Origin of the sequence: Leisingera sp. ANG-S5 (genome assembly GCF_000813925.1) — a bacterium.
GTDB lineage: Bacteria > Pseudomonadota > Alphaproteobacteria > Rhodobacterales > Rhodobacteraceae > Leisingera.
On record NZ_JWLH01000010.1, the window covers coordinates 421,526 to 434,841 of the forward strand.

Below are 13,316 nucleotides of genomic sequence, written 5' to 3' on the forward strand. Positions count from 1 at the left end.
AGACATGCGCTTTTTGCGTCAGAGTTTGATGGGGCTTTTCCTGGCGTCGCTGACGGCCGCTTTGCTGCTGTATGCCGGGCAGCTGGTCTTTGGCGCCATCGAGGCGCAGCTCAATGCCGAACGCAAGGCGCCGCCGGCGCGCGAACGGGTGTTTGCGGTCAACGTGGTGACCGCGGACCTGCAGACGGTTGCACCGGAGCTGACGGCCTTTGGCCGGGTTGAAAGCCGCCGCACACTGGAGTTGCGAACGGCCTCCGGTGGACGGGTGGTGCAGCTCTCTGAGGATTTCGAGGAAGGCGGCGCGGTCCGGGCGGGCGAGGTGCTTGTGCAGATTGATCCTGCGGATGCGCAGGCCGCGCTGGACAGGGCCGAGGCTGACATGATGGACGCCCGGGCTGAGGAACGCGATGCGGGGCGGGCCTTGATTCTGGCACAGGACGAGCTTCAGGCAACCCAGGACCAGGCGCAGCTGCGCGAACGCGCTTTCCAGCGGCAGGTGGATCTGCAGGAGCGCGGCGTTGGCACTGCAGCGACGGTGGAAACCGCGGAGCTTGCCGCGGTTCAAGCCCGCCAAACCGTGATCTCGCGCCGCCAGGCGGTCAGCCAGGCAGAGGCGCGCGCGGATCAGGCTGCTACCCGGGTGGCCCGGGCGCAGATCGCGCTGGACGAGGCGCGGCGCGACCTGGAGGACACCACCATCAAGGCGGGCTTTGACGGCACCCTGCAGGCGGTCAGCCTGGTGCAGGGCCGGCTTGTCTCCGCCAATGAAAAACTTGCTGATCTGGTCGATCCGGACTTGCTGGAGGTAGCTTTCCGGGTTTCCACCGCGCAATACGCCCGGCTGCTGGACGGTGACGGCCGCCTGCTGGAGGCTCCAGTGCGGGTGACGCTGGATGCGGCTGGTGCCGGCCTCAGCGCAACCGGGCGGATATCACGCGCCAGCGGTGCTGCGGGGGACGGGCAGACCGGGCGGCTGGTCTACGCCAGCCTGAACACAGCCCCCGGGTTCAAACCCGAAGATTTCGTGACGGTTCACGTGACAGAGCCTGAAGTCCGCGCGGTCGCGCGGGTTCCGGCCTCCGCGCTGGGTGCAGACGGCACCGTTCTGTTGCTGGGTGAAGAGGACCGGCTGGAGGCGCTGCCCGTTGAGCTGGTGCGTCGCCAGGGCGATGACGTGCTGATCCGCGGCTCAGGGCTGGAAGGCCGCGAAGTTGTGACAGGCCGCACGCCCTTGCTGGGGACCGGCATCAAGGTGCGCCCGCTGCGTCGGGGCGCAGAAGCGCAGGCGCTGCCGGTGCTGATCGAACTCACGGATGAGCGCCGCGCCCAGCTGGTTGCGCTGGTTGAGGGCAACAGCCGGATGCCTTCGGAGATGAAGGCAAAGATGCTGCAGCAGCTGGCAGAGGCCAAAGTTCCCGCCCAGCTTGTAAGCCGGATTGAATCCCGGATGGGAGGCTGAACCCGATGGCGCGCAGGCTTCCCCGGCAGGCCCGCGGGCTGTTCAGCTATTTCACTCGCCATCGCACCGCGGCCAACCTTCTGCTGGTGATCATGCTGGTGCTGGGTGCGGCTGCGATGCCCAACATGCGGGCGCAGTTCTTCCCGGATGTGATTGTCGAACGTGTTACCGTCACCGTTGAATGGGAGGGCGCCGGTCCAGAAGATGTGGACAGCGCCATCGTGCAGGTGCTGGAGCCTGCGCTGCTGGCCGTTGACGGCGTGGAGGAGACCTCCTCCATCTCCCGCGAAGGACTGGCGACGCTGACCCTGGAGTTTGAGCCCGGTTCCGACATGGGTCAGGCCACCGACGATGTGCAGACCGCGGTGGACGGCATCACCACCCTGCCGGAGGAGGCAGAGGAGCCTGAGGTGCGCCGCGGCGCCTGGCGCGACCGGGTGACCGATGTGGTGATCACCGGGCCGGTCGGGGCAGGGCAGCTGGGTCTTTTTGCTGACGAACTGGTCGTGCGCCTCTTTGAGGCCGGTGTCACCCGCACCACGATCCGCGGCGTGGCAGCGCCGGAAACCATTGTCGAGGTGCCCACCGCCAAGCTGATCACCCACGACATCACCATGCGCGAGATCGCGGAGGCCATCGCGGCAGAGGTCGATGCCGACCCTGCAGGCGACGTCTCCGGCGCCAACGCCCGTGTGCGCACCGGCAGCGAAAAGCGCCAACCGGATGAGCTTGCGGCAATCGTGCTGCGCACCAATGCCGATGGCTCCGTGCTGACCATCAGTGATGTGGCGCAGATCCGGGTCGAGGGCGTGGACCGCAACCGTTCCTACTTCGTCGATGACAACCCGGCGATGTCGATCCGGGTGGACCGTTCTGATCAGGGCAACGCCATCCGGCTGCAGGCACGGGTGCAGGAGGTCGTGGATGAGATGCAGGCCAGCCTGCCGCAGGGGGTGACGGCGGAACTGATCAGGACCCGTGCCCAGTCCATCACCGACCGCCTGGATATTCTGGTCGACAACGGCCTGATGGGGCTTGGCCTGGTGCTGTGCCTCTTGTTCCTGTTCCTCAACACCCGCATCGCCTTTTGGGTAGCAATGGGTATCCCGGCCTCAATGTTTGCCGCCGTGGCGCTGATGTATGCCGCCGGGATCACCATCAACATGGTCAGCCTGTTTGGCCTGATCATCACTCTGGGCATCGTTGTGGATGACGCAATCGTGGTCGGCGAGCACGCCGATTTCCGGGTCCGCCGGCTGGGCGAAAGCCCGATGCAGGCGGCGGAAAACGCCGCACGCCGCATGGCGATGCCGGTATTCGCCGCAACCCTCACCACCATCATCGCCTTTTTTGGCCTTACCCTTGTGGGCGGACGGTTCGGCGAGCTGATCCGGGATATCCCGTTCACGGTGATCGCGGTGCTGGCGGCCTCCTTGGTGGAGTGTTTCCTGATCCTGCCCAACCACCTGGCCCATGCGCTGACCCACGCTCAGGCGCGCCATTGGTATGACTGGCCGAACCGGATGGTGAACCGCGGCTTCCGCTGGTTGCGTGACCATGCCTTCCGCCCGCTGATGGGTTACATCGTCACTGCGCGCTACGCGGTTCTGGCCGGGGCGCTGGCAATTCTGGCCAGCCAGGCAGCGCTGTTCATAAACGGCAATGTGCAATGGCGCTTCTTCAACGCACCGGAGCGCGGCTCGGTCACCGGTAATTTCGCCATGGTGGAGGGCGCCAGCCGCGCCGACACAATGGCGATGATGCAGGAAATGCAGCGCGCGACAGAGGCGCTGGGTGCCGAGTATGCTGAACGCTACGGCCGCAACCCGCTGGACTTCGTGATGGCCGAAACCGGTGGCAATGCTGGCCGCGGCCTCAGCGGGGTGGAGGCCAAGGATACCGACCTGCTGGGCGGTATCTCGATTGAACTGATCGACGCCGACCTGCGCCCCTATTCCAGCTTTGCCTTTGTGGCAGAGCTGCAGGAACGGGTGGTGCGCCACCCGATGGTTGAAACGGTTTCCTTCCGCAGTTGGCGTTCAGGGCCTGGCGGCGACGCGCTGGACGTGCAGTTCTCGGGCCCCAGCGTGCAAGTGCTGAAAGATGCCTCCGAAGATTTGAAAACCGCACTTCTGCGCTTCCCGGAAGTCTCGGCAGTGGAGGACAATCTCGCCTACGACAAGGAAGAAGTGATCCTCGACCTTACGCCGCAGGGTCAGGCGCTGAACTTTACAATTGGCAGCCTGGGGCAGGCGCTTCGGGCGCGGCTCAACGGGATCGAGGCGGCGACCTATCCCGACGGTCCGCGCAGCGCCACAATCCGGGTGGAACTGCCGGGAAACGAGCTGACCGCCGACTTCCTGGAGCGCACCCTGATGCGGGCCCCCAGCGGCATCTATGTGCCGCTTGCCGATATCGTCTCGGTCACTCAGCGCACCGGCTTCTCCACCGTGCGCCGCGAGAACGGCATCCGGGTGATCAGCGTGACCGGCGACATCTCTGAGGACGATCCGGCCCGCGCCGAGGCGGTGACGAAGGCGCTGCAGAACGAGATCCTGCCGAACATTGCCAGCGAGCGGCAAGTGGAATGGCGCCTGTCCGGTCTGGCAGAGCAGGAACAGACGTTCCTGCAGGAGGCGGGTACCGGGCTTATCCTCTGCCTAACCGGCATCTACCTGGTGCTGTCCTGGATTTTCGCCAGTTGGACCCGTCCTTTGGTTGTGATGGCGATCATTCCCTTCGGTCTGGTCGGCACCATCTGGGGGCACTACGTTTGGGAGGTGCCGCTGAGCATGTTCACCGTGGTTGGCCTGTTGGGGATGACCGGGATCATCATTAACGATTCCATCGTGCTGGTAACCACCATCGACCAGTATGCGCAGGACCGCGGCTTGATCCCCTCCATCATCGACGCGGCGGCAGACCGGCTGCGCCCGGTGATGCTGACCACCATGACCACGGTGCTGGGTCTCGCGCCTTTGTTGTTTGAACGTTCCCAGCAAGCGCAATTCCTGAAGCCCACGGTGATCACGCTTGTCTATGGCCTGGGATTCGGGATGTTCCTGGTGCTGCTGGTGGTGCCAGCGCTGGTGGCCATGCAGCGCGACCTGTCGCGGCCGCTGACATCCCTGCGCCGCGCGCTGCGGCAGGGGGCTGGGCGCCTGCGCTGGCTGGTTCTGGGCACCGCGCTGGCACAGTTTGGGTGGCTGGTGCTCACGCTGGGCTGGGCGATGGCAACCGGAGCCTTGCATCCTGCGCTGCGGATGATCCCGGCGCTGGCGGCAATGGAGCCGGTGCGGGCAGGGCTGCTGGCCTTCATTGTGGGGGCCTTCACACTGGCACTGCTGGCCTATGCCGCGGGCGGAATTGCCTACCGGCTCAACGCTCGCCAGCGGGCTTGAGCCAGCCGCGCCACGTCGCCGACCTGATCCAGAAGCTGCAGCCCGCGGGATTCGATTTCTGCAATCGGAATCCATTCGGCCTGTTCGGCGTCATCATCCGGCACCGGTTCGCCCCTCAGGTGCTCGCACAGCACCACGGTCAGCAGATACTGCCGCTGCGCCATACCGGATGCATCGCGCGAGATCACATCCACGTTGGTGAGATATTCCAGCGGCCGGGCGGCCACGCCGGTTTCTTCCATCAGCTCGCGCGCCGCGGCCTGCAAGGCCGTCTCGCCCATCTCCACATGGCCGCCGGGAAAGCCCCACCAGCCTGCGTTCGGCTCCTTGCCGCGCTGCACCAGGATCACCTGGTCCTGCCCGCCGGAATGGCGGCAGACCACGGCAATAGTGCCCAGAACCGGGCGGGCAGGGCTGCTGGCTGCGCTCATCCGGCGCTGCAGCCCTGAATATCAACCGCGTGATTTTTCCCCAGCACCGTAATCCGCAGCTGCGAGCGATCGATGGCATAGGCATTGCCGTCTGCAGGCAGGAACTCGGTCTCCGCCACCAGCTGCCCGCCATCGCGCCGGGTGGTGGTTTCACCTGCATAAAGCTTGGGGTTGCCGGGTTCGATCACCGCAACCTCCTCGCCGCCGGCAGAGGGCATCGAGATGCGTGCGGTAACCGTCATGCCGTACTGCGACGGACGCAGGCTGCAGGTGGCCTTGCGCACGCCCGCTTCTTTGGCCGACCAGGGGCGGCTGGCCATCGCGGCGGCAATTGCAGGGTTGCGGCCGGCGCTGCTGTCCAGCTCATGGTCGAACTTCAGTTCGGCCGGCACGCAGACGTCCTTGCACACCCCCAGCTGCATCCGGCCCTTCAGGCGCACAGGCTTGCCGGGGGTTTCAGGCGTGATCTCAACCGGCAGCACCAGCTGGTCATGATAGCCGATGGTGCGGTAGCCGGAGGTCAGGAATACTTCTGGTGACGGCCAGGTGATCGACAGCCCGCCGATATTGCGTGCCCCGCGCCAGGAAAAACTGGGCGGGATGCCGGCATCGCCGGGCGCTCGCCAATACGTTTTCCACCCCGGCTGCAGGGTGATCCGCAGCGCGCCCAGATGGGTGCCGCGGGAGGTCATCCCGCCATCCAGCACCTCGACCTGAACGATATCGCCGTCCGCAGCGCCGGCAAACGCAGGCAACCCGCTTGCAGCAGCCAGCAAAGCTGCCGCGGCAGCAGCGGTTTTGAGCATTGTCCGTTTCATACGTGAATACATGCGCCTGCCAGCCTGGTTTGCCAAGTCACGATCCGGTCATATCTCCCTCATCCTCCTGTGTTTGCGGCAAATTTGCCGGAGCCTGCGCGGAGTTGCGCCGATGCGCCCCTTGCGCGGCAAGCGGGTGCGCGTCATGGTGGGGGGAGGCAGCAGAAAGACGGAAATTCATGGATCTGACTGGCAAGCTCTTGATTGCAATGCCTGGTATTGGCGACCCGAGGTTCGAGCATTCGGTGATTTTCCTTTGCTCGCATGGCGAGGAAGGCGCGATGGGCCTGATCGTCAACAAGCCCGCTGACGGCGTGGCGCTGGGCGATCTGCTGGAGCAGCTGGACCTGGGCGGCGACGGAAACGCGGCAGCGGCGCTGCCGGTGCGCTTTGGCGGCCCGGTAGAGACCCAGCGCGGTTTTGTGCTGCACACGCCGGATTACGAATCGGATGTGAGTTCCCTGAAGGTACCTGGCGGTTTCTCGATGACCGCGACGCTGGATATTCTGGAGGACATCGCCGAAGGTCAGGGGCCGGAGCAACTGCTGGTGCTTCTGGGATATGCGGGCTGGGGGCCAGGGCAGTTGGAGTCGGAAATCACCATGAACGGCTGGCTGACAGCAGAAGCCAGCCCGGAGCTGGTATTCGGCCTTGCGGATGACAGCAAATGGGGCGCAGCGCTCAAGACTCTTGGAGTAGATCCGCTGACGCTCTCGGCCAGCGCAGGCCACGCCTGAATACGCATATCTGGATGCACAGCGGGAGGGCTCCCGCGCGTTTTCTGATTATCACAGATAACCCCAAAACCCTTGGGCCGGGCACCCATCTGCGATGGGCGCAGGGGCCTGCGGCGATCAGTCCCGCGGCGCGGCGGCGCGGCGCAGGCGGTCGTTGATGGCTTCGCCCAGCCCGTGCTCCGGCACCGGGGTGACAGCGATCGGTTTGCCAAGCGCATCGAGCTGGTGGAGATGGCCGAAGAGATTGGCAGCAGCTTCTGCCAGGTCGCCATTTTCAGACAGGTTCAGATCGCAGGGACCAGGGCCAAAGCCAAGAAAAAGCTCACCTTCGCGCGGCGCTTCTGCGTTGAGCCGCACCGGCGCGCCGGGCGCGTAATGCGACAGCAGCTGGCCGGGCGCTGTCAGCGGATCATGCACATCGCGCTGTACCAGCTTCTGGCCCAGCACCGCCTCGATTTCTTCCGCCGCCAGCCCGCCGGGGCGCAGCAGCAACGGTTCCGGCCCGGCCAGACCGATGATAGTGGATTCCAGTCCGACACCGCAGGGCCCGTCATCCAGGATTGCGGCAATGCGGCCGTCCAGCCCGGCCTTCACATGCGCAGCCATGGTCGGGCTGATCTTGCCCGAAGGGTTGGCGGATGGTGCGGCCACCGGCCCGTCCAGCTCCCGCAGCAGGGCTTGTGCCGCCGGATGCGCAGGCACCCGCACGCCGAGCGTCTCCAGCCCTGCCGTGACCAGCGGTGAGATCCCGTGCCCCTCCCGCAGCGGCAGTACCAGGGTCAGCGGGCCAGGCCAGAACGCCGCGGCCAGCTGTTCCGCAACGTCATTCCATGCCACGTAGAGCCGCGCGGCCTCTGCCGAATGCACATGGGCGATCAGCGGGTTGAACGACGGCCGCCCCTTGGCCTCATAGATCGCCGCAACCGCGGTGCCCTGCCGGGCATCAGCGCCAAGGCCATAAACCGTCTCAGTCGGGAAGGAGACCAGCTGCCCGGCCTGCAAAAGCCGGGCGGCGCGGGCGATGCCGCTTGCCGTTGCGGCAAGGATTTCAGTGCTCTGCTGGGGCATTCCGGGTGACGCGGCGTTTTGGTTGATTGAAATAAGCGCCCGGTTAGGTAATCGGACAAGCCACAGACCATAATGGGCCAGCGCCGGGAAGCCAAGACTGCCTGCGCCGCAGGCCCCAGAAACCCCCGCCAGAGGACGCCCATGACATTCCGCGCCCCCGTTTCCGAGTATGAATTTCTGCTGAACCACGTCGTGGGCTATGACAGCATCCCGGCCACAGACCTCTTTGCCGAGGCAACCACCGACACAGTGAGCGCGATCCTGACAGAAGCAGGCAAGCTGTGCGACGAGGTGATGGCGCCACTGCAGCGCAATGGCGACTTGCATCCTGCACGTCTGGAAAACGGCGTGCTGCGCACATCGCCGGGATTTGCCGATGGCTATCAGGCCATTCGCGAAGGCGGCTGGGTCGGCATCAGCGCGGCTGAGGAGTTCGGCGGCATGGGGCTGCCGCAGACACTTGCCGTCGCAGTCTACGAGATGATGGCAGGCGCCTGCCTGTCGCTGCAGCTGGCGCCGCTGCTGAGCCAGGGCCAGATCGAAGCGCTGGAGCACCACGCCTCCGACGCCATCAAGGAGCTGTATCTGCCCAAGCTGATCTCCGGCGAATGGTCCGGCACCATGAACCTGACCGAACCGCAGGCCGGTTCCGATGTCGGCGCACTCAGCTCCAAGGCGGAGCCGAACGGTGACGGCACCTATGCGGTGACCGGCCAGAAGATCTTCATCTCCTGGGGCGACACCGATTTCTGCGGCAACGTCTGCCACCTGGTGCTCGCCCGGCTGCCCGACGGGGTGCCGGGAACCAAGGGGATTTCGCTGTTTCTGGTGCCGAAATACCTGCCGGATGCGGACGGCAATCCAGGCAAACCCAATGATCTCAAGGTCGTGAGCCTGGAGCACAAGATGGGCCTGCACGGCTCCCCCACCTGCGTGATGCAGTTCGACGGTGCCACCGGCTGGCTGGTCGGGCCGGAGCACGGCGGCATGGCAGCGATGTTCACCATGATGAACAACGCGCGCCTCGGTGTCGGCGGCCAGGGCGTCGGTGCGGGCGAGGGCGCTTATCAGCACGCGCTGGCCTATGCGCTGGAGCGCAAGCAGGGCAAGACCGCCAGCGGTTTCATCGCCGACCACGCCGATGTGCGCCGGATGCTTATGGAAATGAAGGCGGATCTTTTTGCCTCCCGGGCAATCCTGATGGCCTGCGCCCGTGCCATCGACATGCACACCGCTACCGGCGGCAGTGACTGGTCGGCCCGCGCGGCCTTCCTGACGCCGATTGCCAAGGCATTTGGCACCGACACCGGGATGCGCGTCTCGGAAACCGGGGTGCAGGTCTATGGCGGCATGGGGTTCATTGAGGAATCCGGTGCAGCGCAATATTACCGCGACGTGCGCGTCACCGCGATCTACGAGGGCACCAACGGCATCCAGTCGATGGATCTGGTGGCGCGCAAGATGATGGACGGCGGCGAAATGGCTTTTGCCCTGATCGACGAGATTGAGGAGCAGGCTGAACGCGCCCGCGCCACCCATCCCAACATGGCCGAATCCGTCTGGCAGGCGTGCGAATCCTTGCGCGAAGCCACCGAATGGCTGGTGTCGCAGCAGGACATGCAGGACCGTTTTGCGGGCTCGGTTCCGTACCTGCGCGCCTTTGCCCGGGTGCTGGGCGGCCATTATCACCTGGCGGCCGCGATGGCGGATCAGGGCGGCCCGCGGGAGAAGCTGGCCCGCTTCTACATCACCCGGATGCTGCCGGAGCACAGTGCGCTCTTGGCCCATGCACAGGCGGGGGCAGAAGGCACCTTCGCCCTCAGCCTTGACGAACTGGCGGGCTGACAGCCGTGACCGACATCCCCGACGTCTCCCCCCGCACCCCCTGGGAAGAACCGCCCGCGCTGGGCGAGGCGATCGAAGTGGCCGAGGGCGTCCTCTGGATGCGCCAGCCGCTGCCGATGAAGCTGGACCATGTCAACATCTACGCGCTGGATGAGGGCGACGGCTGGACGGTGATCGACACCGGTTTCAACTCCCGCAAAAGCCGCGGCATCTGGGAGAACCTGATGGCCGGCCCCCTGAAGGGCAAGCCGGTGACGCGCGTCGTCGTCACCCATCATCACCCGGATCACATCGGGCTGGCGGGCTGGTTCCAGAGCGTCCACGGCGCCGAATTGGTCACCACCCGCACCGCCTGGCTGTTCGCCCGGATGCTGACGCTGGATGTGCAAGAGACGTGGCCGGAAGAGACGCTGGCCTATTACCGCAGCGCCGGCATGGCGCCTGAGGTCTATGAGAAGCGCGTCAATGACCGGCCCTTCAACTTTGCCGACACCGTGCATCCGATGCCGCTGGGCTTCACCCGCATCAAGCAGGGCGACGTGATCCGCATGGGCGGGCGCGACTGGGATGTGCATACCGGCAACGGCCACGCCCCGGAGCACGCAACCTTCTGGAGCCGCGACGACAACCTGGTGATTACCGGGGATCAGATCCTGTCGACCATCAGCCCCAACATCGGTGTTTATGCGACCGAACCGATGGCCGATCCGCTGGGCGAATGGCTGGAAGCCTGCGAACGGCTGGCGAAACTGGCGCGTCCGGATCATCTGGCGCTTGGCGGCCACAAGCTGCCGTTCTCACGTTTGCCGCTCAGGATGCAGCAGCTCATTGGCAACCACCACGGCGCGCTGGAGCGGCTGATGGATCACCTTTCCGTGCCGCGGACAGCTGCTGATTGCTTTGCGCCGCTGTTCAAGCGCACAATCGGTGAAGGTGAGTACGGGCTTGCACTGGTCGAGGCAGTAGCCCATGTAAATCACCTGTACCACACCGGCCAGGTGGCGCGCTGGAAACGCGAAGACGGTGCCTGGCTCTATCAAAGCAAGGGGTGATCCGCACCCCGGAAAGGGGAGGCACCATGAGCGACGAAATTTCCACCAGCGCCGAGGCGGCAGAGGCGGCGGTGCTGCCCTGCGTGCATGAAGTCCACGCCGACCCGGAGGCCTGCGCAGGCCTCACCAAAGTGCCGGAGAAGCTGCAGAAACCGGATGCCGCCAAAAGCCCGGCCCGCTGGGCCTATGAGCGGCTGATCCTTTACATCCAGAATTTCGAACAGCAGCTGGACGCTGAGCATGAGGTCGCAATGGGCTTTACTGGCGGCAATACCGGCGTGCTCCGGATTGAGGGCATGGGCTATTTCGATCCCGATATCATCACCTACTACGGCAGCGAACCGGATGGCTCCCGCACTCAGCTGGTGCAGCACGTCAGCCAGCTCAATGTGATGCTGCGCGCAGTGCCCAAGGCGCGCGAGGAAGAACCCGCCAACCGCATCGGCTTCCGCCTCGCCTCGGACCTGCAGCAGGAGTGAGCCGCACGATTCGCCGCCCGGGCCGCAGCCGCAGGATCCGCAGCGGTTTTCTGTGGTTTTCGGGCGGCATTTCCCAGGGATGCGCCCGAATGACGTGGTGACAGGGCCCGGCAAATCCGGTAATCACCGGGAAAACGCACGTGAATTTGAGGGATAACTCACATGGCTGATCATCAGCACGGCACCATGGACATCACCGTTCAGGAGAAGATGTTCTCGAGCTTCATGACCTTCGTGACCCGTTTCTGCATCGCGATGGTCTTCCTCGCGCTGTTCCTGGCCGTTTTCGCCACCTGATTCCGGGACCTGCTTATGCGCAATCTGCTCTGCCTCGGCGCGGTGATGCTGGCGCTTGCGGGTTGCGCGGCGCCGCAGCAGCCCAATGCGGATGCTGAAACCCTGGCCAAGGTGGCCTACCGCCACCCCGGCCCCGCGACGCTCACCCTGTACACGATGATCAACAACCGCACCGGCAAGGGCGGCCACGCGTCGCTGATGATCAACGCGTCTGAACGGGTGATCTTCGATCCCGCAGGCTCTTTCTACGCCTCAGTCGTGCCGGAGCGGAACGACGTCCTCTATGGTATCACCCCGGCAGTGGAAAAGGCCTACCGCGGCGCCCATGCGCGCAGCACTTTCCATGTGGTGGTGCAGCGGGTTGAGGTGACGCCAGAACAGGCCCAGAAGGCCTATCAGCTGGCAGTGACCAACGGCCGCGTGCCGGGGGCCTACTGCGCCCAGGCCACCATCGGCATCCTGCAGCAGATCCCGGGCTTCGAAAGCCTCGACCGTACCTTCTATCCGGAAAAGCTCTCCGCCCAGTTCGGCCAGCTGCCGGGGGTGGTGACGGAACGCTACTACGAAAACGACAGCGCCGACTTGCAAGCGGGCATCATCAAGAGCGACGCTGCGCTCAGCACTGCCGAGTAATTCTTCCGCCCGGGGTGCAGAGCGCTCAGGCGGCGAGAAACAGGAGCAGCAGGCACAGCCCGCCGGTGCCGAGCCCGATCAGCACATTGCGGGTCAGATAACCCGCTGCAAAGGTCGCGGCGGCGGCTGCAAAATGCATCAGGCTGGGATCGCCGCCGGTGGGGGCGGGCCAGACCACCAGCGGCGCGACCAGCGCCGGGATGATTGCCACTGCGGTATAGCGCAGATGACGCATCAGCCATTCAGGGATGGGCTTGCCGCCCATGAAGCCGATGAAGGCAAACCGCAAGCCGTAGCTGCCAAGCGCCAGCCCGATGATCACGGTCCACAAGATAGGTGTGGGGATGCTGCTCATTTTGCGCCCTCCGCCTTGGCCTTCTGCCGCTCCAGCCACAGTTCCGCCTGCGCACCCGCGACCATTCCGGCAATGCCCGCCACGATCAGACCCAGATTATAGGGCAGGGCAGAGGCCGGCAGCGAAGCCGCCACCGCAACAAAACAGGCCGCCACATGGGCAGGGGTCCGCAGCATCGGGCCGATCATCGCCAGAAACGCCAGCGGCAACACGAAGTCCACACCCCAGCTCTCCGGGATGCGGGTGCCAACCAGCGCACCCAGTGCGGTGGCGATGACCCAGGCCGGTGTGATCAGCCCGTTGGTGCCAAAGAAATAGGCCATCCGCTGCGCCAGCGGCATTTCCGGCTCCTGTTCGAACTGCACGACCGACAGCGCATAGGACTGATCGACGATGAAATAGGCGGCAATTGCCCGCTGCCACATTGGTGCATCGCCCAGGTAGGGCGTCAACGAGGCCGAATACATCGCCATCCGCAGGTTCACCGCCAGCGCCGAAATCAGGATGATGATCAGCGGCGCATTCTCCTGCATCAGCTGCAGCGCGGTGAACTGGGCGGCGCCGGCAAAGACAGTGAGTGAGAAGGCAAAGGCCTCCGGCACGATCAGCCCGGCCTCCGCGGCCAGCACTCCGAACAGGAAGCCGAAGGGCGAGGCCATGAACAGAAACGGCGCGCTGTCGCGAAACCCTTTCCAGAAGGCCGATTTGGTGGTGGTGATTGCCATCTGCGCGTCCTAGATT

At 65.0% G+C, this 13,316-nt stretch carries 13 protein-coding genes; 8 read left to right on the top strand and 5 right to left on the bottom strand.

Going from position 1 to position 13,316, the window contains the following annotated elements; genetic code table 11:
* The first annotated feature begins 4 nt into the window (after positions 1-4).
* Positions 5-1,459 (top strand): efflux RND transporter periplasmic adaptor subunit, encoded by a 1,455-nt coding sequence (locus RA25_RS16640; protein WP_039173825.1) that lies wholly within the window; start codon positions 5-7, stop codon positions 1,457-1,459.
* 5 nt (positions 1,460-1,464) lie between these two features.
* Positions 1,465-4,860, top strand: a complete 3,396-nt coding sequence (locus tag RA25_RS16645) for an efflux RND transporter permease subunit (RefSeq protein ID WP_039173827.1) — start codon at positions 1,465-1,467, stop codon at positions 4,858-4,860.
* On the opposite strand, the gene RA25_RS16650 is transcribed toward RA25_RS16645, so the two are convergent.
* On the bottom strand, positions 4,830-5,291 hold the full coding sequence (locus RA25_RS16650) for an NUDIX hydrolase (protein WP_039173830.1): 462 nt from the start codon (positions 5,289-5,291) through the stop codon (positions 4,830-4,832). The genes RA25_RS16645 and RA25_RS16650 overlap by 31 nt on opposite strands.
* Entirely contained in the window at positions 5,288-6,109 is an 822-nt protein-coding gene (locus RA25_RS16655) for a protein-disulfide reductase DsbD domain-containing protein (protein WP_241477431.1), read from the bottom strand. The genes RA25_RS16650 and RA25_RS16655 overlap by 4 nt, the downstream gene beginning before the upstream one ends.
* A gap of 179 nt (positions 6,110-6,288) precedes the next feature.
* On the opposite strand from RA25_RS16655, the gene RA25_RS16660 reads away from it, so the two are divergent.
* Positions 6,289-6,846, top strand: coding sequence for a YqgE/AlgH family protein (locus RA25_RS16660; protein ID WP_039173834.1), 558 nt, complete (start codon positions 6,289-6,291; stop codon positions 6,844-6,846).
* Between the two features lie 117 nt (positions 6,847-6,963).
* On the opposite strand, the gene RA25_RS16665 is transcribed toward RA25_RS16660, so the two are convergent.
* Positions 6,964-7,914 (bottom strand): L-threonylcarbamoyladenylate synthase, encoded by a 951-nt coding sequence (locus tag RA25_RS16665; RefSeq protein ID WP_039173836.1) that lies wholly within the window; start codon positions 7,912-7,914, stop codon positions 6,964-6,966.
* 141 nt (positions 7,915-8,055) lie between these two features.
* On the opposite strand from RA25_RS16665, the gene RA25_RS16670 reads away from it, so the two are divergent.
* The 5 genes from RA25_RS16670 to RA25_RS16690 all read left to right on the top strand — a co-directional run bounded on the left by RA25_RS16670 (position 8,056) and on the right by RA25_RS16690 (position 12,220).
* Positions 8,056-9,759 (top strand): acyl-CoA dehydrogenase, encoded by a 1,704-nt coding sequence (locus RA25_RS16670; protein ID WP_039173838.1) that lies wholly within the window; start codon positions 8,056-8,058, stop codon positions 9,757-9,759.
* A gap of 5 nt (positions 9,760-9,764) precedes the next feature.
* Complete coding sequence (locus RA25_RS16675; RefSeq protein ID WP_082023092.1) at positions 9,765-10,811, top strand: MBL fold metallo-hydrolase; 1,047 nt, start codon at positions 9,765-9,767, stop codon at positions 10,809-10,811.
* A gap of 26 nt (positions 10,812-10,837) precedes the next feature.
* Positions 10,838-11,290, top strand: coding sequence for a DUF6173 family protein (locus RA25_RS16680; protein WP_019297125.1), 453 nt, complete (start codon positions 10,838-10,840; stop codon positions 11,288-11,290).
* A gap of 162 nt (positions 11,291-11,452) precedes the next feature.
* Positions 11,453-11,587 carry an aa3-type cytochrome c oxidase subunit IV gene (locus RA25_RS16685; RefSeq protein WP_039173840.1) on the top strand — a complete coding sequence of 45 codons (135 nt, stop codon included), beginning with the start codon at positions 11,453-11,455 and terminating at the stop codon, positions 11,585-11,587.
* A 15-nt stretch (positions 11,588-11,602) separates the two neighbouring features.
* Complete coding sequence (locus RA25_RS16690) at positions 11,603-12,220, top strand: hypothetical protein (RefSeq protein ID WP_039173842.1); 618 nt, start codon at positions 11,603-11,605, stop codon at positions 12,218-12,220.
* A gap of 25 nt (positions 12,221-12,245) precedes the next feature.
* Here RA25_RS16690 and RA25_RS16695 read toward each other — a convergent pair whose 3' ends face one another.
* Both RA25_RS16695 and RA25_RS16700 read right to left on the bottom strand, forming a co-directional pair.
* A complete protein-coding gene (locus RA25_RS16695) occupies positions 12,246-12,575 on the bottom strand; it encodes an AzlD domain-containing protein (protein ID WP_039173844.1) in 330 nt (109 codons plus the stop codon).
* Entirely contained in the window at positions 12,572-13,300 is a 729-nt protein-coding gene (locus tag RA25_RS16700; protein ID WP_039173847.1) for an AzlC family ABC transporter permease, read from the bottom strand. Before RA25_RS16700 ends, RA25_RS16695 begins: the two co-directional genes overlap by 4 nt.
* Between the last annotated feature and the right edge of the window lie 16 nt (positions 13,301-13,316).

Coding starts and splice junctions, on each gene's coding strand:
- RA25_RS16690 (WP_039173842.1), top strand. CDS start 11,603: ATGCGCAATCTGCTCTGCCTCGGCGCGGTGATGCTGGCGCTTGCGGGT.
- RA25_RS16670 (WP_039173838.1), top strand. CDS start 8,056: ATGACATTCCGCGCCCCCGTTTCCGAGTATGAATTTCTGCTGAACCAC.
- RA25_RS16680 (WP_019297125.1), top strand. CDS start 10,838: ATGAGCGACGAAATTTCCACCAGCGCCGAGGCGGCAGAGGCGGCGGTG.
- RA25_RS16700 (WP_039173847.1), bottom strand. CDS start 13,300: ATGGCAATCACCACCACCAAATCGGCCTTCTGGAAAGGGTTTCGCGAC.
- RA25_RS16685 (WP_039173840.1), top strand. CDS start 11,453: ATGGCTGATCATCAGCACGGCACCATGGACATCACCGTTCAGGAGAAG.
- RA25_RS16655 (WP_241477431.1), bottom strand. CDS start 6,109: ATGAAACGGACAATGCTCAAAACCGCTGCTGCCGCGGCAGCTTTGCTG.
- RA25_RS16695 (WP_039173844.1), bottom strand. CDS start 12,575: ATGAGCAGCATCCCCACACCTATCTTGTGGACCGTGATCATCGGGCTG.
- RA25_RS16650 (WP_039173830.1), bottom strand. CDS start 5,291: ATGAGCGCAGCCAGCAGCCCTGCCCGCCCGGTTCTGGGCACTATTGCC.
- RA25_RS16660 (WP_039173834.1), top strand. CDS start 6,289: ATGGATCTGACTGGCAAGCTCTTGATTGCAATGCCTGGTATTGGCGAC.
- RA25_RS16640 (WP_039173825.1), top strand. CDS start 5: ATGCGCTTTTTGCGTCAGAGTTTGATGGGGCTTTTCCTGGCGTCGCTG.
- RA25_RS16665 (WP_039173836.1), bottom strand. CDS start 7,914: ATGCCCCAGCAGAGCACTGAAATCCTTGCCGCAACGGCAAGCGGCATC.
- RA25_RS16645 (WP_039173827.1), top strand. CDS start 1,465: ATGGCGCGCAGGCTTCCCCGGCAGGCCCGCGGGCTGTTCAGCTATTTC.